Here is an 18,488-nt window from a genome sequence, read left to right as displayed (position 1 = left end):
AGGGCGCGCCACCGAAATCAAATACGCCGCGCGGCGTAACGCTTGAGCATGCTCGGAACGTCGAGGATCAACGCGATACGACCGTCGCCGGTGATCGTGGCCCCGGACATGCCCGGCGTGCCCTGCAGCATCTTGCCCAGCGGCTTGATTACCACTTCTTCCTGGCCCACCAGTTGATCGACGACAAAGCCGATGCGTTGGGTGCCGACCGACAGGATCACCACATGGCCCTCGTGCTGCTCTTCGTGCACCTGGCCCTGGACCAGCCAGCGCTTGAGGTAGAACAGCGGCAATGCCTTGTCGCGCACGATCACCACTTCCTGGCCATCGACCACGTTGGTACGCGAGAGGTCAAGGTGGAAGATCTCGTTGACGTTGACCAGCGGGAAGGCGAAGGCCTGGTTGCCCAGCATCACCATCAAGGTCGGCATGATCGCCAGGGTCAGCGGCACCTTGATGACGATCTTCGAACCCTGGCCCTTGGCCGAGTAGATGTTGATCGAGCCATTGAGCTGGGAAATCTTGGTCTTCACCACGTCCATGCCGACACCACGGCCAGACACGTCAGAGATCTCGGTCTTGGTCGAGAAGCCCGGGGCGAAGATCAGGTTGTAGCAGTCCGACTCGCTCAGACGCTCGGCGGCGTCCTTGTCCATCAGGCCCTTTTCCACGGCCTTGGCGCGCAGGATGTTGGGGTCCATGCCCTTGCCGTCATCAGAGATCGACAACAGGATATGGTCGCCTTCCTGTTCAGCCGACAGCACCACCCGGCCCGTACGCGCCTTGCCGGTGGCTTCACGCTCGTCGGGCATCTCGACGCCATGGTCGACGGCGTTGCGCACCAAGTGCACCAACGGGTCGGCCAGGGCCTCGACCAGGTTCTTGTCGAGGTCGGTTTCTTCACCGACCAGCTCCAGGTTGATCTCTTTCTTGAGCTGGCGGGCCAGGTCGCGAACCAGGCGCGGGAAGCGGCCGAAGACTTTCTTGATCGGCTGCATGCGGGTCTTCATGACCGCGGTCTGCAGGTCGGCGGTGACCACGTCGAGGTTCGACACGGCCTTGGACATGGCCTCGTCACCGCTGTTCAAGCCCAGGCGCACCAGGCGGTTACGCACCAGCACCAGTTCGCCGACCATGTTCATGATCTCGTCCAGGCGCGCAGTGTCGACGCGCACGGTGGTTTCCGCCTCGCTGACCGCATGTTTTTCTGCCGCTGGGGCCGGCGCGCGAGGCGCAGGTGCGGGCTTGCTGGCAGCTGCTGGGGCGGCGGCTGGAGCAGGTGCCGGTTTGGCCACCGGCTTGCTCTCGACCTTGGCGGCGACAGGCGCTTCGACCGCGACCGCGTCACCCGAGAACTTGCCCTTGCCGTGCAACTCATCAAGCAAGGCTTCGAACTCGTGCTCGCTGATCTCGTCACTCGTTGGGCTGGCCGCTGCAACGCTTTGCGGCGCTGCCGCTGCTGGCGCATTGGCGGCCGGCAAGGCATCGGCCTGGAAGGTGCCCTTGCCGTGCAACTGATCGAGCAGCGACTCGAACTCTTCATCGGTGATTTCATCGCTGACCGGGGCCGCAGCGCTGGCCACAGGCTCAGCGGCGACTTCCGCGCTGAACTGGCCTTTGCCATGCAACTGGTCGAGCAACGATTCGAATTCGGCGTCGGTGATTTCGTCACCGGCGCTGCTGACGGTTTCGCCTTGCATCTGCTCATCGGCAGCGGCCTGGGCCTTGACCGCGTCGAGCGAGTCGAGCAGCTGCTCGAATTCGCTGTCGGTGATGTCTGGCTCTTCGGCAGGCGCCGCGGCGACCGGCTCGGCTGCAGCCGCAGGCGCTGCGACTGCGTCGGCAGCAGCAGGCTCGGCCAGGCGCGACAACGCCGCCAGCAGTTCTGGGGTAGCGGGGATGACCTCGCTGCGCTCGCGGACCTGGCCAAACATGCTGTTGACCGTGTCCAGCGCCTCCAGCACCACGTCCATCAATTCGGCGTCGACCCGGCGCTCACCTTTGCGCAGGATGTCGAACACGTTCTCGGCGATATGGCAGCACTCCACCAGCTCGTTGAGCTGGAGGAAGCCGGCGCCCCCTTTTACAGTGTGGAAACCGCGAAAAATGGCATTGAGCAGGTCGGCATCATCCGGTCGGCTTTCCAGCTCGACCAGTTGCTCGGACAGTTGCTCAAGAATTTCGCCGGCTTCTACCAGGAAATCCTGAAGGATTTCTTCATCGGCGCCGAAGCTCATTAAACGTGCTCCTTAAAAACCCAGACTGGACAGCAGATCATCGACATCGTCCTGACCGGACACGACGTCTTCACGCTTATCGGCATGAATCTGCGGACCTTCACCCCGAGTCGGATGTTTTTCTTGATCTTTTTCAGCACGCAGCTGCTGGTGGTCATGTTCGATACCGGCAAAACGGTCGACTTGACTGGCCATCAGCACGAGCTTGAGCAGGTTGCTTTCCACCTCGGTGACCAGCGCGGTGACCCGCTTGATCACCTGCCCGGTCAGGTCTTGATAGTCCTGAGCCAGCAGAATGTCGTTGAGGTGGCCTGAGACCTTGCGGTTACCTTCAGCGCTGTGCGTCAGGAAACTGTCGACGCGTTTGACCAGGTCACGGAATTCCGGCGCGGCCACTTCGCGGCGCATGAAGCGCTGCCAGTCCACGCTCAGGGCCTTGGCCTCACCCGCCAGGTCGTTGAGCACCGGCGTGCTTTCCTCGACCAGGTCCATGGTGCGGTTAGCGGCACCCTCGGTCAGCTTGACCACATAGGACAGGCGCTCGGTGGCGTCGGTGATCTGCGAGACCTCCTCGGCCTGCGGCATGTGCGGGTCGATCTGGAAACTGACGATCGCACTGTGCAGCTCACGGGTCAGCTTGCCGACTTCCTGATACAGGCCGCGGTCGCGGGTCTGGTTCAGCTGATGAATCAGCTGCACCGCCTCGCCGAAGCGCCCGCGCTCCAGGCTCTCGACCAGCTCCTGGGCATGCTTCTTCAGGGTCGATTCGAACTCCCCCAAAGACGTTTGTGATGAATCCATGGCGCGCCCCCTGACGTGACTCAGCCGTTGACGCGTTCGAAGATCTTCTCGATCTTTTCTTTGAGCACCTGAGCGGTGAACGGCTTGACCACGTAACCATTGACGCCGGCCTGGGCCGCTTCGATGATCTGGTCGCGCTTGGCTTCGGCCGTCACCATCAGTACCGGCATGGTTTTAAGCTTTTCGCTGGCGCGGACTTTGCGCAGCAGGTCGATACCGGACATGCCCGGCATGTTCCAGTCGGTCACCAGGAAGTCGTAGTGGCCGTTTTCCAGCATCGGCAACGCAGTGGTGCCGTCGTCAGCTTCGTCGGTGTTGGTGAAGCCCAGATCACGCAGCAGGTTCTTGATGATCCGCCGCATCGTCGAAAAGTCGTCAACGATGAGGATTTTCATGTTCTTGTCCAATTAGACCTCCAAGCAGTCTCAAACGCGCTCGGCCCCCGAGCACGCATTCATTCAATTCGGCACAACGTGAAACGGCTGCAGCGTCTTCAGTGCAACGGCTGGCGCTCAGCGCGCCCGCCACTCACCCAGACGGCTGCGCAAACGTGCGGCGCACTGGCTGTGCAACTGGCTTACCCGCGACTCGCTGACGCCCAGCACCTCACCGATTTCCTTGAGGTTCAGCTCTTCGTCGTAGTACAGCGCCAGCACCAGCCGCTCGCGCTCTGGCAGGTTGGCGATCGCATCGGTCAGGGCAGCCTGGAAGCGCTCGTCTTCAAGGCCCCGCGCCGGTTCGACCTGGCCACTGGCGCCGTCTTCGTGCAGGCCTTCATGCTCGCCGTCCTGCAACAGGTCGTCGAAGCTGAACAGCCGGCTGCCCAGGGTATCGTTCAAAATCCCGTAGTAATCATCGAGACTCAATTGGAGTTCGGCAGCAACCTCGTGATCTTTAGCGTCGCGACCGGTTCTTGCTTCAACGGCGCGCATTGCATCACTGACCATGCGGGTATTGCGGTGCACCGAACGCGGTGCCCAATCGCCCTTGCGCACCTCGTCGAGCATGGCGCCGCGGATGCGGATGCCAGCGTAGGTCTCGAAGCTGGCGCCCTTGCTGGCGTCATACTTGTTGGCCACTTCCAGCAGGCCGATCATGCCGGCCTGGATCAGGTCTTCGACCTGGACGTTGGCCGGCAGCCGCGCCAACAGGTGATAGGCGATGCGCTTGACCAGCGGGGCGTAGCGTTCGATCAGCTCGTACTGGGCGTCTTTCGACGCCCTGCTGTACATCTTGAAGCCGCTCGCATTCATAGTACCGGTCCTGCGCTGGTGGGCTGCACCAGACGCTCGACGAAGAATTCCAGATGCCCGCGCGGGTTGGCCGGCAACGGCCAGCTGTCGACCTTCTGCGCAATGGCCTTGAAGGCCAACGCACACTTGGAACGCGGGAACGCTTCGTACACGGCGCGCTGCTTCTGCACCGCCTTGCGCACGCACTCGTCGTACGGCACCGCGCCCACATACTGCAGGGCAACGTCTAGGAAGCGATCGGTGACCTTGGTCAACTTGGCGAACAGGTTGCGCCCTTCTTGCGGGCTCTGCGCCATGTTGGCCAGCACCCGGAAGCGGTTCATGCCGTAGTCACGGTTGAGCAGTTTGATCAGTGCGTAGGCGTCGGTGATCGAGGTGGGTTCGTCGCACACCACCAGCAGCACTTCCTGGGCCGCGCGAACGAAGCTGACCACCGAGTCACCGATACCCGCAGCGGTGTCGATCACCAGCACGTCGAGGTTGTCGCCGACGTCGCTGAACGCCTGGATCAGGCCAGCGTGCTGGGCCGGCGCCAGGTGCACCATGCTCTGGGTGCCGGAGGCCGCCGGTACGATGCGCACACCGCCGGGGCCTTGCAGCATCACATCGCGCAGCTCACAGCGCCCTTCAATAACGTCGGCCAGGGTGCGTTTGGGGGTCAGGCCTAGCAATACGTCGACATTGGCCAGGCCCAGGTCGGCGTCCAGCAACATGACCCTGCGGCCAAGCTCGGCCAGCGCCAGAGACAGGTTCACTGAAACGTTAGTCTTGCCGACGCCACCTTTGCCACCGGTCACGGCGATCACCTGTACGGGATGCATGCTACCCATGTCTGTTCTTTACCTTGTCTCGCTGGGACTCAGGCCACACGTGAGGCAATTCTGCGTGCCCCTTGGCATAGCTACGTTGCACACACTTCATCATCAACCCGCTCGCCGTGGGTTGTGATAGAGATCAGCGAACATATCGGCCATGGCCTCTTCGCTGGGCTCGTCCTGCTGCTGCACATTGACCGCACGGGTGACCAGCTGGTGCGCCCGGGGCAAGTGCAAATCATCGGGAATGCGCGGCCCATCGGTCAGGTAGGCCACCGGCAATTCATGACTGATGGCAAGGCTCAGCACGTCGCCGAGGCTTGCCGTTTCGTCGAGTTTGGTCAGGATACAGCCGGCCAGGCCACAGCGCTTGTAGCTGTGGTAGGCGGCGGTCAGCACCTGCTTCTGGCTGGTGGTTGCCAGCACCAGGTAATTCTTCGCGGCGATGCCACGGCTGGCCAGGGTTTCCAGCTGCATGCGCAGGGCCGGGTCGCTGGCCTGCAGGCCAGCGGTATCGATCAGCACCACGCGTTTACGCAGCAGCGGTTCCAGCGCCTGGGCCAGGGACTGGCCCGGGTCGACGTAGGTCACCGGCACATTGAGGATGCGCCCCAGGGTCTTGAGCTGCTCCTGGGCACCGATGCGGAAGCTGTCCATGCTCACCAGCGCCAACTGCGGGGCGCCGTACTTGAGCACGTAGCGCGCAGCCAGCTTGGCCAGGGTGGTGGTCTTGCCCATGCCGGCCGGGCCGACCATGGCGATCACACCGCCCTCTTCAATCGGCTCTACCTCGGGGATTTCGATCATCCGCGCCAGGTGCGCCAGCAGCATGCGCCAGGCCTGGCGTGGCTCTTCGATCTCAGTCGTGAGGTCGAGCAGTTCACGGGCAATCGGGCCGGACAGGCCGATGCGTTGCAGGCGGCGCCAGAGGTTGGCCTGCTGCGGCTTGCTGCCTTGCAGCTGGCTCCAGGCCAGCGAGCCGAGCTGCACTTCCAGCAGCTCGCGCAGCCCCGACAGCTCCGAGCGCATGGCATCGAACAGGCGCGGGTCAACCGGCGCCGGGGTCGGCGCGGCGGCAGGTGCCGGGGCGTCCACGTGGGGCTCGACCAGCGGCTCGGAGGCCGTCAGCGACTGGCCGGCGAACAATTGGCGGTTGTTGTCGCTGGTGTCGCTGCGCTGGTCCAGCTCGGCCTGGGCCGTGGCAATGCGCGTGTGGGTCTTGCGCAGCTCTTCTTCAAGCTCGGCGTTGGGTACGCGCGGGGCCAGGGCGGACAATTTGTAGTCCAGCGCGGCCGTCAATTCGACACCACCGGCGATGCGGCGGTTACCGATGATGGCGGCATCGGAGCCAAGCTCATCCCGGACCAGCTTCATGGCCTGACGCATATCGGCGGCGAAAAATCGCTTAACTTGCATTATCCACTACCTCAGCCGTTAGGGCCCACGGTGGCAACGATGGTGACTTGCTTGTTGTCAGGTATTTCCTGATACGCCAGAACATGCAAATTCGGTACAGCCAGGCGACCGAAGCGCGACAGCATGGCGCGGATCGGGCCGGCGACCAGGAGAATGGCCGGCTGGCCTTGCATCTCTTGGCGCTGGGCCGCGTCAATCAGCGAACGCTGCAGCTTTTCGGCCATGCTCGGTTCCAGAAGAACACCGTCTTCCTGACCCTGCCCGGCCCTTTGCAGACTATTGAGCAAAATCTGTTCCAACCTCGGTTCAAGGGTGATCACCGGCAGCTCAGACTCAACGCCGACAATGCTTTGCACGATGGCGCGACACAATCCGACGCGCACCACGGCCACCAGCGCGGCGGTATCTTGACTCTTGCCCGCGTTGTTGGCGATGGCCTCGGCGATGCTGCGGATATCGCGCACCGGCACTTGCTCGGACAGCAATGCCTGCAGGACCTTCAGCAGCCCCGACAAGGAAATGACACCCGGCACCAATTCTTCTGCCAGTTTAGGCGAAGCCTTGGACAACACTTGCAGCAATTGCTGCACTTCCTCATGGCCGATCAGCTCGTGACAGTGCTTTTGCAGGATCTGGTTGAGGTGCGTGGCCACCACCGTACTGGCATCGACCACGGTATAGCCCAGCGACTGCGCCTGGGAGCGCTGGCCAACGTCAATCCACACCGCCTCCAGGCCAAAGGCCGGGTCGCGTGCGGCAATGCCGTTGAGGGTGCCAAATACCTGGCCTGGGTTGATCGCCAGTTCGCGGTCCGGGTAAATCTCCGCTTCAGCCAGGATCACCCCCATCAACGTGAGGCGGTAGGCGCTGGGCTGCAGGTCGAGGTTGTCGCGAATGTGCACGGTGGGCATAAGGAAACCCAGGTCTTGGGACAGCTTCTTGCGCACGCCCTTGATCCGCGCCAGCAACTGGCCGCCCTGGTTGCGGTCGACCAGCGGGATCAAGCGGTAACCGACCTCAAGGCCGATCATGTCGATCGGGGTGACATCGTCCCAGCCCAGCTCCTTGGTTTCCAGCGCACGCTGTGGCGAGGGCAGCAGGTCCTGCTGGCGCTGCGCCTCTTCCTGGGCCTTGACCTTCACCTGCTGCTGTTTCTTCCACACCAGATAAGCGCCGCCACCGGCCATCAGGCCAAGGCTGAGGAAGGCCACATGCGGCATGCCCGGCACCAGGCCCATGATGATCATCAGCGCACCAGAGACCGCCAAGGCCTTGGGAGAGTCGAACATCTGCCGGTTGATCAACTTGCCCATGTCTTCCGAGCCCGAAGCCCGGGTGACCATGATGGCCGCAGCAGTGGACAGCAGCAGTGATGGCAATTGCGCCACCAAACCGTCACCGATGGTCAACAAGGCGTACACCTTGCCGGCTTCGCTGAACGGCATGCCGTGCTGGAGCATGCCGATGAGCATGCCGCCGATGAGGTTGATGAACAGGATCAGCAGGCCGGCGATGGCGTCGCCGCGCACGAACTTGCTGGCACCGTCCATCGAGCCATAGAACTCGGCCTCCTGCGCGACCTCGGAGCGGCGGGCCTTGGCCTGGGCCTGGTCGATCAGGCCGGCGTTGAGGTCGGCGTCGATGGCCATCTGTTTGCCGGGCATGGCATCGAGGGTGAAGCGCGCGCTTACCTCGGAAATACGCCCGGCACCCTTGGTCACCACGACGAAGTTGATGATCATGAGGATGGCGAACACCACCGCACCGACCACGTAGTTGCCGCCGATGACCACTTCACCGAAGGCCTGGATCACCTTGCCCGCAGCGCCATGGCCCTCCTGGCCGTGGAGCATGACCACGCGGGTGGAGGCGACGTTCAGGGCCAGGCGCAGCAGCGTCGCCACCAGCAGGATGGTGGGGAACGCGGCGAAGTCGAGTGGGCGCAGGGCGTAGACGCAGACCAGCAGCACCACGATCGACAGCGCGATGTTGAAGGTGAAGAACACGTCGAGCAGGAACGGCGGTATCGGCAACATCATCATTGCCAACATCACCAGCAGCAACAGCGGCACACCCAGGTTGCCCCGGCCGAGACCGGCCAGGTTGTGGCGTGCGTTGTTGATTAACTGAGTGCGATCCACCGCGAGTCCTCTTGATGCAAAACTTTGACGCCCAGGGGGCGCCTGGGCGTGGCTCTGCAAGAAGCCTTCCAACTTTGCTATTTGGGTGTTCGCCTTGGGGTTTTTGGTGGGTTTGACATCGAGCGCCGCCCGCGCGGCGCTTCGCAGCACAAGGCTGCTCCTACATTTTTCTCGGGCCAATTATTCCTGAGGCGATCGCGCGCAAATATCACAGGCTTCACTGGCCCGAAACAGATGTAGGAGCAGCCTTGTGCTGCGAAGCGCCGCGCGGGCGGCGCTCGATCTCACAGGCGCTGAACGACCATCGCCAAGCACCTATCAGCCATCACGCCGCAAATCCGGCGGAATCGGCAAATCATCCTTCAACGGCTCCGGCCGCTTGCCCTTGCCCGACCGATACTGACGAATCTGGAACACATACGCCAACACCTGCGCCACCGCCAGGTACAACCCCGCCGGGATCTCGTGCTCAAGCTCAGTGGAGTAATAGATCGCCCGCGCCAGGGCCGGCGATTCAAGGATCTGGATCTTGTGCTCGACACCAATCTCGCGAATCTTCAACGCCATGAAATCAGTACCCTTGGCCAGCAGCAAGGGCGCTGCCCCGCCCTTCTCCGGGTCGTACTGCAGGGCCACGGCATAGTGCGTGGGGTTGGTGATGATCACGTCCGCCTGCGGCACCGCCGCCATCATGCGCCGCTGCGACACCTCGCGCTGCAACTGGCGAATACGCTGCTTGACCTCAGGCTTGCCCTCCGAGTCCTTGTACTCGTCACGCACTTCCTGCTTGGTCATCTTCATTTTCTTGTGCGTCTGCCACAGCTGGAACGGCACGTCCGCCGCCGCGATCAGCAGCAGCCCCGCCGACATCCACAGCGCACTCCACCCCACCACCTGGACACTGTGAATAATCGCCTGTTCCAACGGCTCATTGGCAATCGACAGCAACGCCTGGCGGTCGCTGACCAGCACCACCACCGCCACGATCAGGATCGCGAAAAACTTGGCCAGGGCCTTCAGCAACTCGGTCAGGGCATGCATCGAGAACATGCGCTTGATCCCTGACAGCGGGTTCATGCGGCTGAATTTGGGCTGCAGCAGGCTGCCGGAAAACAGGAAACCGCCCAACGCGATCGGGGCAACGAACGAGATCACGAACAGCAGAATCAGTACGGGCTGCACCGCCCAGATCGCCATCTTGCCCGAGGCCAGCAAAAACGCGCCCATGGCGCGCTCGTCGACGATCATGTCGCGGGTCAGGCTGAAGTTCATGCGCATCACGCTCAGCAGCGTCTCGGCCAAGTGGCCGCCGAACATTAGCAGGCCGCCGGCGCCTGCCAGGGTCACCGCCACCGTGTTCAGCTCCTTGGAGCGGGCAATCTCACCTTTCTCACGCGAATCGCGCTTGCGCTTGTCGGTGGGGTCTTCTGTCTTGTCCTGACCACTCTCGCTTTCAGCCATACTCAGCGCGCCCTTGCCAGATCACGCAGCCATTGCAGCGCGTCGCTGGCCAATGCCTGGTAGTGGGAAAGCATATCGGCCAGGCCGACCCAGAAAATCCCCATGCCCATGACCAGCGTCAGCGGGAAGCCAATGGAGAAGATGTTCAGCTGTGGCGCCGCCCGCGTCATCACGCCAAAGGCGATGTTCACCACCAGCAACGCGGCAATCACCGGCAAGATCAGCAACAGCCCGGCACCGAACACCCAACCCAGGCGTCCGGCCATTTCCCAGAACTGGCTGACCATCAGCGCATTGCCCACCGGCAAGGTGGTGAAGCTTTCGGTCAGCACTTCGAAGACCACCAGGTGCCCGTTCATCAGCAGGAACAGCACACTGACCAGCATGGTCATGAACTGGCTGATCACCGTGACGTTGACGCCGTTAGCCGGGTCGACCATCGAGGCGAAGGCCATGCCCATCTGCACCGCGACAATCTGGCCAGCGATGACGAAAGCCTGGAACAGCAGCTGCAGCGAGAACCCGAACAACGCCCCGACGATGATCTGCTCGCCACACAGCAGCAGGCCCTGCAAGCTCAACGGCTCGAACTCGGGCAACGGCGGCAGCGCCGGGACGATCACCACGGTGATGGCCACCGCCACGTACAGGCGCACCCGCGCCGGCAGCATGCGCGTACCGAAGATCGGCATCGTCATCAGCACTGCCGTCACCCGGAACAACGGCAGGATGAAGGTGGCGACCCAGGTGCCGATCTGTGCGTTGGTCAGCTCCAGCATGGCCGTGTCAACCGATCAGCTGCGGGATGCTGGTGTAGAGCGTGGTGATGTATTCCATGAACTTCTGCACCAGCCAAGGCCCCGCGACGATCAGCGTGACCAGCATTACCAGCAGACGCGGCAGGAAGCTCAGGGTCTGTTCGTTGATCTGCGTGGCGGCCTGGAACATCGCCACCATCAGGCCCACCAGCAGGCTCGGCACCACCAGGATGCCGACCATCAGCGTGGTCAGCCAAAGTGCATCGCGGAACAGGTCGACAGCAACTTCAGGGGTCATGCGTGGCTCTCCTTGACGGCGTCAGACGCCGCCGAAACTACTGGCCAATGTGCCCATGATCAGCGCCCAGCCATCGACCAGGACGAACAGCATGATCTTGAACGGCAGCGAAATGATCAGCGGCGACAGCATCATCATACCCATGGCCATCAGCACGCTGGCGACCACCATGTCGATGATCAGGAACGGGATGAAGATCATGAAGCCGATCTGGAACGCGGTCTTCAACTCGGACGTGACGAAGGCCGGCACCAGGATGGTCAGTGGCACCTGGTCAGGGCCTTCGATGTCGGTGCGCTTGGACAGGCGCATGAACAAGTCCAGGTCGCTCTGCCGGGTCTGCGCCAGCATGAAGTCCTTGAGCGGCCCCTGGGCCTTGTCGATGGCCTGTTGGGCAGTCATCTGCTCTTTCAGGTAGGGCTGCAGCGCATCCTGGTTCACCCGGTCGAACACCGGCGCCATGATGAACATGGTCAAAAACAGCGCCATGCCGGTCAGAATCTGGTTCGAAGGCGTCTGCTGCAGGCCCAGGGCCTGACGCAAAATCGAGAAGACAATGATGATGCGGGTGAAGCTGGTCATCAGGATGACGAACGCCGGGATAAAGCTCAGCGCCGTCATGATCAGCAGGATCTGCAGGCTGACCGAATACTCCTGCTGCCCATCTGCCCCATTGGACAGGGTGATGGCCGGGATCGACAGCGGGTCGGCGGCCAGGGCCAATGGCGCGGCCAGCAGCAGCGCCAGGGTCAACATCATGCGCAGCACGCCGGTCATCACTTCTTGTCCTTCTGGTCCTTGCCCATCAGCTCCATCAGCCGCTGGGCAAACTCCGGCGCTGCCTGACGGGCAGCTGCGGGCACTTCGACGGGTTCGGCCAGCACATGCAGGGCCTCGATACTGCCTGGGGTGTGGCCGATCAGGATCTGCTCCTTGCCGACCTGCACCAGCAACAGGCGGTCACGCGGGCCAATGGCCCGGCTGCCGACGATCTCGATCACCTGGCCACCTTTGACCGCCGCGCCTTGCATGCGGCGCAACATCCAGGCCAGGAAGAAGATCAGGCCCACCACCAACAGCAGGCCAAAGACCATCTGCGCCAGCTGCCCACCCAGGCTGCCAGGCGCGGCAGCGGTGGTTGCCGCAGGGCTGGCCGCCGCGCAGGCCCACTGGCTGGCGAGCAGCCCGGCAAAAGCAGCGCCCGCGCGCATCGTGCCCTTCACTCAGCGCAGCTTCTTGATACGTTCGCTGGGGCTGATCACGTCGGTCAGGCGGATGCCGAACTTCTCGTTGACCACCACCACTTCGCCATGGGCGATCAGCGTGCCATTGACCAGCACGTCGAGCGGCTCGCCGGCCAGGCGGTCGAGTTCGATCACCGACCCCTGGTTGAGCTGCAGCAGGTTGCGGATGTTGATCTCGGTGCTGCCCACTTCCATGGAAATGTTCACCGGAATGTCCAGGATCACGTCCAGGTTAGGGCCTTCGAGGCTGACGTTCTCGTTCGGCCGCGGCGAGCTGGCGAACTCTTCCATCGGCAGGCGGCCCGCGCCGCTGTTGCCGGTGTCGCCGCCCAGCAGCGCGTCGATATCGGCCTGGCCGGCATCACCGGTTTCTTCCAGCGCCGCCGCCCATTCGTCGGCCAGGGCCTGGTCTTCCGGGGACGTGATCTCGTTTTCGTTAGCCATGATTTCCTCGACAGGCATTCAATTCGTAGTGAGCGACCGGCACGCCGTCAGCGGCGTTCGATCGGGTCGATGATCTGCAGGGCCAGGTTGCCCTTGTGCGAACCCAGCCGCGCTTTGAACGACGGCACGCCGTTGGCGCGCAGCACCAGGTGCTCGGGCAGCTCCACCGGAATCACATCGCCAGGCTGCATGTGCAGGATGTCGCGCAGCTTCAGCTGGCGGCGGGCAACCGTGGCGGTCAGTGGCACGGTCACGTCCAGCACGTCTTCGCGCAGGGCCTTGACCCAGCGCTCGTCCTGGTCGTCCAGGTCGGACTGGAAGCCCGCATCGAGCATCTCGCGCACCGGCTCGATCATCGAGTACGGCATGGTCACGTGCAGGTCGCCGCCACCGCCGTCCAGCTCGATGTGGAAGGTCGACACCACCACCGCCTCGCTGGGGCCGACGATGTTGGCCATGGCCGGGTTGACCTCGGAGTTCATGTACTCGAAGTTGACCGGCATGATGGCTTGCCAGGCTTCCTTGAGGTCGACGAAGCACTGGTCGAGGACCATGCGCACCACGCGCAACTCGGTCGGGGTGAACTCGCGGCCTTCGATCTTGGCGTGACGGCCGTCACCGCCAAAGAAGTTGTCCACCAGCTTGAACACCAGCTTGGCGTCGAGGATGAACAGCGAGGTGCCGCGCAGTGGCTTGATCTTGACCAGGTTGAGGCTGGTCGGCACATACAGCGAATGCACGTACTCGCCGAACTTCATCACCTGCACGCCGCCCACCGCCACGTCCGCCGAGCGGCGCAGCAGGTTGAACATGCTGATACGGGTGTAGCGGGCAAAGCGTTCGTTGATCATTTCCAGGGTCGGCATGCGACCGCGGACGATACGATCCTGGCTGGTCAGGTCGTAGCTTTTGATACTGCCTGGCTCGGAAGCGCTCTCGGTCTGCACCAGACCATCGTCGACACCGTGCAACAGCGCATCGATTTCATCCTGGGACAGCAGGTCCTGTACGGCCATTGCGGACTCCTACTGCAATACGAAATTGGTGAACAGCAACTGGTCGATGACCGGCTTGCCGACTTCCTTCTGGGCGACTTCCTGCACCACGGCGGTGGCTTTCTGGCGCAGCATCTCTTGCCCTACCGGGCTGCCGGCCAGGGTGTCGAAGCCCTGCCCAGAGAACATCATCACCAGGTTGTTGCGAATCACCGGCATGTGCACCTTGAGGGCATCCAGGTCAGCCTGGTTACGCGCTTGCAGGGTGATGCTCAGTTGCATGTAGCGCTGGCGGCCGTTCTGGTTGAAGTTGACCACGAAGGCCGGGGTGAGGGCTTCGTAGATGGCCACAGGCTTGACGTTGGCGGCGGCCGGGTCGGTGGCCGGCGCGGACTCGCTCTTGTGCATGATGAACCAGGTAGCGCCCACCGAAAGGCCGATCGCCAGCACCAGGCCCAGCACCAACAGCAGGATCAGCTTGAGTTTGCCTTTTGTGGCGGGGTCTTTTACTGCTTCGGTTTTCGCCATGCCAATAATCCGTCGTCCATCGGGGGTTCAAAGGAGGATGACGTGGCTTGAGCAAGTGTTATGCCAGGTTTTGGGTGGGGGATGGAATGAGGTTTGGGTGGGTTTGGCGTTAGGGGGCAGCGCCTGGGAGATCGAGCGCCGCCCGCGCGGCGCTTCGCAGCACAAGGCTGCTCCTACATTTATTTCGGGCCAGTAAAGCCTGTGATAGAGGTGCGCGCCCCCACCACAGGAATAATTGGCCCGAAACAGATGTAGGAGCAGCCTTGTGCTGCGAAGCGCCGCGCGGGCGGCGCTCGATCTCAAAAGCGCCAACAACCTAAAGACAGGCACCCCGCCCTCACGCGTAATAATCAACCGCACTGTCGCCAATCACCACCTGCTGCTCAACCGGCCTGCTGCTATCGACCTGTTCGGAGCCGCCCTGCCCAGCCTGTTGCCGCGCCGCGACGCCCGACAGATTGCTGCCCTGTTCCTGCGCCTGCTGATGCTGTTGACCGCGTGACTGGTCAGCAACGTTGACGTCTGGCTGCGCCAGGCCCTGCTGGGTAAACAGCTCGCGCAAGCGGTGCACCTGGCTGTCGAGGGCATCACGCACACCGGCGTGGCCGCTGATGAAGGTCACCTGGGTCGACTGATCCGCCGCTACATTGACGCGAATGTCCAGCCGCCCCAACTCGGCGGGCTCCAGCTGGATGTCTGCCGACTTGAGGTTCTGACTGGACAGGTACATGACCCGATTCACCAGGCCTTCGGTCCAGGCGTTCTGGTTCATCGGCAAGGGTTGGTGCAAAGGGCTGGCGTTCGCCGGCACGGCATTGGCGGTTTTCGCTGTGGCCGCCTGGGTCAGGCTGGCCAAGCGATCGGCGAAATCGTCGACGCGCGTGTCGCTGCTGGCGCTCTTGGTGTCCTTCAGGCCCTCTTCAAGCAGTGCACCGAAGGCCTTGTCGCCTGGCTCGCCCGCCTCACCCTCAGCGGTATCGACCAGATTCGCCAAGGTATTGACGGCTCCTCGGCCTTCATCACCCTGAGCCTGCGAGGGGTCCACGGCGTGTGCCGAGGTGGTGCCTTTGGCCTGGGCGCTCTGTTCCAGCGCCAGGCGCAAGGTTGGCAGGTTGGCCAAGGGGTCGGCGTCGGGGTCGAACGCCTCTTCGGCGGCAGGCTCCTCCGTCAGCGCTGCGCTGGCCTGCGACTGTGCAGTGGCAGCCTGAAGCACGGGCGCCACGGCCTCAGCCTGGGCTTGAATCAGTTGCGCGCCGGGCTGCGCATCGGTGACCTGGCCGGCCACCAGGCTGGCGTCGCGCAACCCTGTGTCAGCGGGGTCTGAGGCCTGATCGTCGGCTGGCAATTTGTTGCCGTCATCGGCAACCGATGGCTTGTCGGCAGCCTCTTTCTTGCCGCCGTGTGCCACTTCTGGCTTGTCCTTGGGTTTCGCTTGGGCGACCTTGTCGTCCTGCCCAAACGCTTTCTGCTTGGCCATGACCTGGTCGAAGCCACCGCCCGCGTCACCCAGCGCCTGCGAGGGCTTGTCCACCATCGAGCTGGTCGCTCGCGACGACTTGCCAACAGCGTTTGCTTGCAACAAAGGATTGGGTGCGACAGGCATTGAGCGGTCTCCGCGCCAGAAACTGAAAAGTCATCCGGGCAAAGAAAAGCAAGACTCGCGCCAAGTCGCGCATCAGCCCGCCGAGATACGGTGCTCCTCACCGCGGTAGAAGCGCCGAACCTCTACATATTCCAGGTCGATACGGTTGATCAGGTCCTCGATGCCATACAGCGGTGGCTGGCGCACGCGGTCTTCCAGTTGCTGGCACAGGCCAGCCAGCGCGACAGCCCCCATGTTGCTGCTGCTGCCCTTGAAGCTATGGGCCGCCGAGCCCAGCTCATCGGCGTTCTTGGCAGCGTGCAACTCGCTCAAGCGCCGCTCGGAGTCATCCAGGAATGTCTGCACCAGATGCAGGTAGCCATCCTCCATGACCTCACGCAGGTCGTTGAGCACCTTGTGGTCGATATGAATCTCAGTCACTTGTTCACTCCTTGATCAAGCCAGATTATGCCCGAGCCAGCCCCAGGGTCACAGGCGGGCTCACCATACAAACTCTACCCGGGCGCAGCGGCCGCCTTCGCACCATTGCGCGTTACTGCCCAGCCGCGTTACCAGCTGCAGGCCACGGCCACTCAACCCCTGCTCCGAGGGCGGCTGCGACAGCACCCGCTGCACATCAAACCCTGCGCCGCTGTCACGCACCTCGATCATCAGACGCCCGCCATCGGCGAGGGGTTCAACCTTCAAGTCGATGCGCACAAAACCGTCAGCCAATGCCGCCAAGCGCCGGGCACGCTCCCGGTAGTAATCGGCAAAGCCCTGCACATCGCGCTTGAGCCGCGAATCCAGGCCCAACACCCCATGCTCCAAGGCATTGGAGAACAGCTCGCTGAGCACACTGTGCAGGTTGCCGGTGCGCGCGCGCAGCGGGTGAATTTCCTGCAACAGCTGCACCAGGTACGGCACCGGGTTGGACTGCTTCAGGCTTTCGCCGCGCAGTTCGAACCCAAGCGACCAATCCAGCGGGCTGGGGCGACCGCGTTCAGCGTAGATCATCGGCGCCGGCACCCGCTCATCGGCCGCGAACATGCGGATATCGCACAGGCTGATGTCGTCCCGAGGCTGCCCGCCGAAATGTTCCAAGGCCTGCATCACCTCATCAAACAAGTGGGCCGGGTCTCGGTTGCCAGCCAGCACCCCTTGCAGGCGCTCGACGCCAAACAAGCGTTCCTGGTCATCGGCCGTGTCCAGCACGCCGTCTGACAACAGCAGCAAGCGCTCCCCCGCCGCCAGCGGCAGCACTTGCGTGCTGTCGTCGAAGCGCTCAGGGGCAAGAATACCCAGCGGCAAATGGCGCGAAGCCAGCGTCGACAGCACCTCGCCGCCTGCAGACAAGCGATAGCCGTCCGGCATGCCGCCGTTCCACACCTCCACCGAGCCACGCTGCACGCTCAGGTTGAGCATCACAGCACAGCAAAACATGTCCACCGGCAGGATGCGTTTGAGCTTGGCGTTCATTTCGCGCAGGGTTTGCGCCAGACCATACCCCTTGGCTGTCATGCCGTAGAACACTTCTGCCAGGGGCATGGCGCCGACCGCGGCGGGCAGGCCGTGGCCGGTGAAATCCCCCAGCAGCACCTGCATGTCCCCCGAGGGCGTGAACGCGGCCAGCAGCAGGTCACCGTTGAACAGCGCATAGGGCGATTGCAGGTAGCGAATGTTGGGGGCAGCCAGGCAGCCCGCATGGGCCACCTTGTCGAATACCGCCTTGGCCACCCGCTGCTCGTTGAGCAGGTGGTGATGGTGGCGGGTGATCTCGTCGCGCTGGGCCAGCACGGTGGCCTGCAGCCTGCGCAGGCGGCCCATGGCGCGTATCTTGGCGGCAAGGATCACCGCGCTGTAGGGCTTGGCCATGAAGTCGTCGCCGCCGGCCTCCAGGCAGCGCACCAGGGCATCCTCCTCATTCAGCGAGGTGAGGAAGATGATCGGCACCAGCGTTTCGCCGGCCAGGGCCTTGATCTGCCGGGCCGCTTCGAAACCGTCCATCACCGGCATCAGCGCATCGAGCAGCACCAGGTGCGGGCGCTGCTCGACGAACAGCGCCACCGCCTGCTCGCCGTTTTCTGCCGTGAACACCTGATGGCCCTGGCGCCGGACGATCTGCGCCAGCAACAAGCGGTCGGCGGCCCCGTCTTCGGCCACCAGCACGGTCAACGCCTGTTCGGCAGCCATCACGCGGTTCAACTGATGTCGAACAGTTTTTCGAAATTGGAAATGGCGAGGATCTTGCGCACATCGGAGCTGGCATGCACCACGCGCACGTCCGAATCGTCGCCGCCCGCGTGATCGCGCAGCAGCAACAACATGCCGAGCGCAGAGCTATCGAGGTAGGTGGTGTCTTTCAGGTCCACGACCACCGAGTCCGGCCGATCAGGCTGGCGCTCGTAGGCTTCGCGAAACTCCTGATGCTTGCCGAAATCGAAACGACCCTTGACCGTGATCGTCAGCTTTTTCCCGTCCTGCGAAAAATCAGTCTCGACTGCCATGCTAGCGA

General features: G+C 63.0%; 19 protein-coding genes. All 19 read right to left on the bottom strand.

Annotated elements, in window-relative coordinates; translation table 11 throughout:
- Positions 1–17 precede the first annotated feature (17 nt).
- Positions 18–2,237 carry a chemotaxis protein CheA gene (locus AB7M33_RS16625; protein ID WP_099428647.1) on the bottom strand — a complete coding sequence of 740 codons (2,220 nt, stop codon included), beginning with the start codon at positions 2,235–2,237 and terminating at the stop codon, positions 18–20.
- Positions 2,238–2,249: 12 nt separating this feature from the next.
- Entirely contained in the window at positions 2,250–3,038 is a 789-nt protein-coding gene (locus tag AB7M33_RS16620) for a protein phosphatase CheZ (RefSeq protein WP_027593010.1), read from the bottom strand.
- Positions 3,039–3,058: 20 nt separating this feature from the next.
- On the bottom strand, positions 3,059–3,433 hold the full coding sequence (locus tag AB7M33_RS16615) for a chemotaxis response regulator CheY (protein WP_077068541.1): 375 nt from the start codon (positions 3,431–3,433) through the stop codon (positions 3,059–3,061).
- Between the two features lie 117 nt (positions 3,434–3,550).
- Positions 3,551–4,291 (bottom strand): RNA polymerase sigma factor FliA, encoded by a 741-nt coding sequence (gene fliA, locus AB7M33_RS16610; RefSeq protein ID WP_027593012.1) that lies wholly within the window; start codon positions 4,289–4,291, stop codon positions 3,551–3,553.
- On the bottom strand, positions 4,288–5,121 hold the full coding sequence (gene fleN, locus AB7M33_RS16605) for a flagellar synthesis regulator FleN (protein WP_027593013.1): 834 nt from the start codon (positions 5,119–5,121) through the stop codon (positions 4,288–4,290). Before fleN ends, fliA begins: the two co-directional genes overlap by 4 nt.
- A gap of 93 nt (positions 5,122–5,214) precedes the next feature.
- Positions 5,215–6,522, bottom strand: a complete 1,308-nt coding sequence (flhF, locus tag AB7M33_RS16600) for a flagellar biosynthesis protein FlhF (protein ID WP_454243132.1) — start codon at positions 6,520–6,522, stop codon at positions 5,215–5,217.
- Between the two features lie 11 nt (positions 6,523–6,533).
- On the bottom strand, positions 6,534–8,663 hold the full coding sequence (gene flhA, locus AB7M33_RS16595; protein ID WP_027593015.1) for a flagellar biosynthesis protein FlhA: 2,130 nt from the start codon (positions 8,661–8,663) through the stop codon (positions 6,534–6,536).
- Positions 8,664–8,981: 318 nt separating this feature from the next.
- Entirely contained in the window at positions 8,982–10,124 is a 1,143-nt protein-coding gene (gene flhB / locus AB7M33_RS16590; RefSeq protein WP_099428646.1) for a flagellar biosynthesis protein FlhB, read from the bottom strand.
- 2 nt (positions 10,125–10,126) lie between these two features.
- A complete protein-coding gene (gene fliR / locus AB7M33_RS16585; protein WP_027593017.1) occupies positions 10,127–10,903 on the bottom strand; it encodes a flagellar biosynthetic protein FliR in 777 nt (258 codons plus the stop codon).
- A 7-nt stretch (positions 10,904–10,910) separates the two neighbouring features.
- Positions 10,911–11,180 (bottom strand): flagellar biosynthesis protein FliQ, encoded by a 270-nt coding sequence (gene fliQ, locus AB7M33_RS16580; RefSeq protein ID WP_027593018.1) that lies wholly within the window; start codon positions 11,178–11,180, stop codon positions 10,911–10,913.
- A 21-nt stretch (positions 11,181–11,201) separates the two neighbouring features.
- Positions 11,202–11,957, bottom strand: coding sequence for a flagellar type III secretion system pore protein FliP (gene fliP / locus AB7M33_RS16575; RefSeq protein ID WP_027593019.1), 756 nt, complete (start codon positions 11,955–11,957; stop codon positions 11,202–11,204).
- Positions 11,957–12,391 (bottom strand): flagellar biosynthetic protein FliO, encoded by a 435-nt coding sequence (fliO, locus tag AB7M33_RS16570; protein WP_099430875.1) that lies wholly within the window; start codon positions 12,389–12,391, stop codon positions 11,957–11,959. Before fliO ends, fliP begins: the two co-directional genes overlap by 1 nt.
- A 12-nt stretch (positions 12,392–12,403) precedes the next feature.
- Positions 12,404–12,868 (bottom strand): flagellar motor switch protein FliN, encoded by a 465-nt coding sequence (gene fliN / locus AB7M33_RS16565; protein ID WP_027593021.1) that lies wholly within the window; start codon positions 12,866–12,868, stop codon positions 12,404–12,406.
- Between the two features lie 47 nt (positions 12,869–12,915).
- Positions 12,916–13,884 carry a flagellar motor switch protein FliM gene (gene fliM / locus AB7M33_RS16560; protein WP_454243131.1) on the bottom strand — a complete coding sequence of 323 codons (969 nt, stop codon included), beginning with the start codon at positions 13,882–13,884 and terminating at the stop codon, positions 12,916–12,918.
- Positions 13,885–13,893: 9 nt separating this feature from the next.
- A complete protein-coding gene (gene fliL, locus AB7M33_RS16555; RefSeq protein ID WP_085272506.1) occupies positions 13,894–14,391 on the bottom strand; it encodes a flagellar basal body-associated protein FliL in 498 nt (165 codons plus the stop codon).
- Positions 14,392–14,728: 337 nt separating this feature from the next.
- Complete coding sequence (locus tag AB7M33_RS16550) at positions 14,729–15,994, bottom strand: flagellar hook-length control protein FliK (RefSeq protein WP_412765465.1); 1,266 nt, start codon at positions 15,992–15,994, stop codon at positions 14,729–14,731.
- Positions 15,995–16,066: 72 nt separating this feature from the next.
- Positions 16,067–16,414: an Hpt domain-containing protein gene (locus AB7M33_RS16545; RefSeq protein ID WP_027593025.1), complete on the bottom strand. Its 348-nt coding sequence runs from the start codon at positions 16,412–16,414 to the stop codon at positions 16,067–16,069.
- Positions 16,415–16,474: 60 nt separating this feature from the next.
- Positions 16,475–18,166, bottom strand: coding sequence for a SpoIIE family protein phosphatase (locus AB7M33_RS16540; protein ID WP_454243130.1), 1,692 nt, complete (start codon positions 18,164–18,166; stop codon positions 16,475–16,477).
- An 8-nt stretch (positions 18,167–18,174) separates the two neighbouring features.
- Complete coding sequence (locus AB7M33_RS16535) at positions 18,175–18,480, bottom strand: STAS domain-containing protein (RefSeq protein ID WP_265969495.1); 306 nt, start codon at positions 18,478–18,480, stop codon at positions 18,175–18,177.
- Between the last annotated feature and the right edge of the window lie 8 nt (positions 18,481–18,488).

Source organism: Pseudomonas sp. Y3 TE3536 (assembly GCF_053629175.1).
The sequence above is the reverse complement of the archived record's forward strand: the minus strand, read 5'-3'. Positions and strand labels throughout refer to the sequence as shown.

Excerpts from the sequence above, each read along its gene's own strand:
- AB7M33_RS16550 (WP_412765465.1), bottom strand. The coding sequence starts at position 15,994 with ATGCCTGTCGCACCCAATCCTTTGTTGCAAGCAAACGCTGTTGGCAAG.
- fliO (WP_099430875.1), bottom strand. The coding sequence starts at position 12,391 with ATGCGCGCGGGCGCTGCTTTTGCCGGGCTGCTCGCCAGCCAGTGGGCC.
- AB7M33_RS16615 (WP_077068541.1), bottom strand. The coding sequence starts at position 3,433 with ATGAAAATCCTCATCGTTGACGACTTTTCGACGATGCGGCGGATCATC.
- fliA (WP_027593012.1), bottom strand. The coding sequence starts at position 4,291 with ATGAATGCGAGCGGCTTCAAGATGTACAGCAGGGCGTCGAAAGACGCC.
- fliR (WP_027593017.1), bottom strand. The coding sequence starts at position 10,903 with ATGCTGGAGCTGACCAACGCACAGATCGGCACCTGGGTCGCCACCTTC.
- flhB (WP_099428646.1), bottom strand. The coding sequence starts at position 10,124 with ATGGCTGAAAGCGAGAGTGGTCAGGACAAGACAGAAGACCCCACCGAC.
- AB7M33_RS16540 (WP_454243130.1), bottom strand. The coding sequence starts at position 18,166 with ATGGCTGCCGAACAGGCGTTGACCGTGCTGGTGGCCGAAGACGGGGCC.
- fliN (WP_027593021.1), bottom strand. The coding sequence starts at position 12,868 with ATGGCTAACGAAAACGAGATCACGTCCCCGGAAGACCAGGCCCTGGCC.
- AB7M33_RS16620 (WP_027593010.1), bottom strand. The coding sequence starts at position 3,038 with ATGGATTCATCACAAACGTCTTTGGGGGAGTTCGAATCGACCCTGAAG.
- fliM (WP_454243131.1), bottom strand. The coding sequence starts at position 13,884 with ATGGCCGTACAGGACCTGCTGTCCCAGGATGAAATCGATGCGCTGTTG.
- AB7M33_RS16535 (WP_265969495.1), bottom strand. The coding sequence starts at position 18,480 with ATGGCAGTCGAGACTGATTTTTCGCAGGACGGGAAAAAGCTGACGATC.
- fliQ (WP_027593018.1), bottom strand. The coding sequence starts at position 11,180 with ATGACCCCTGAAGTTGCTGTCGACCTGTTCCGCGATGCACTTTGGCTG.
- fleN (WP_027593013.1), bottom strand. The coding sequence starts at position 5,121 with ATGGGTAGCATGCATCCCGTACAGGTGATCGCCGTGACCGGTGGCAAA.
- fliP (WP_027593019.1), bottom strand. The coding sequence starts at position 11,957 with ATGACCGGCGTGCTGCGCATGATGTTGACCCTGGCGCTGCTGCTGGCC.
- fliL (WP_085272506.1), bottom strand. The coding sequence starts at position 14,391 with ATGGCGAAAACCGAAGCAGTAAAAGACCCCGCCACAAAAGGCAAACTC.
- flhF (WP_454243132.1), bottom strand. The coding sequence starts at position 6,522 with ATGCAAGTTAAGCGATTTTTCGCCGCCGATATGCGTCAGGCCATGAAG.
- AB7M33_RS16625 (WP_099428647.1), bottom strand. The coding sequence starts at position 2,237 with ATGAGCTTCGGCGCCGATGAAGAAATCCTTCAGGATTTCCTGGTAGAA.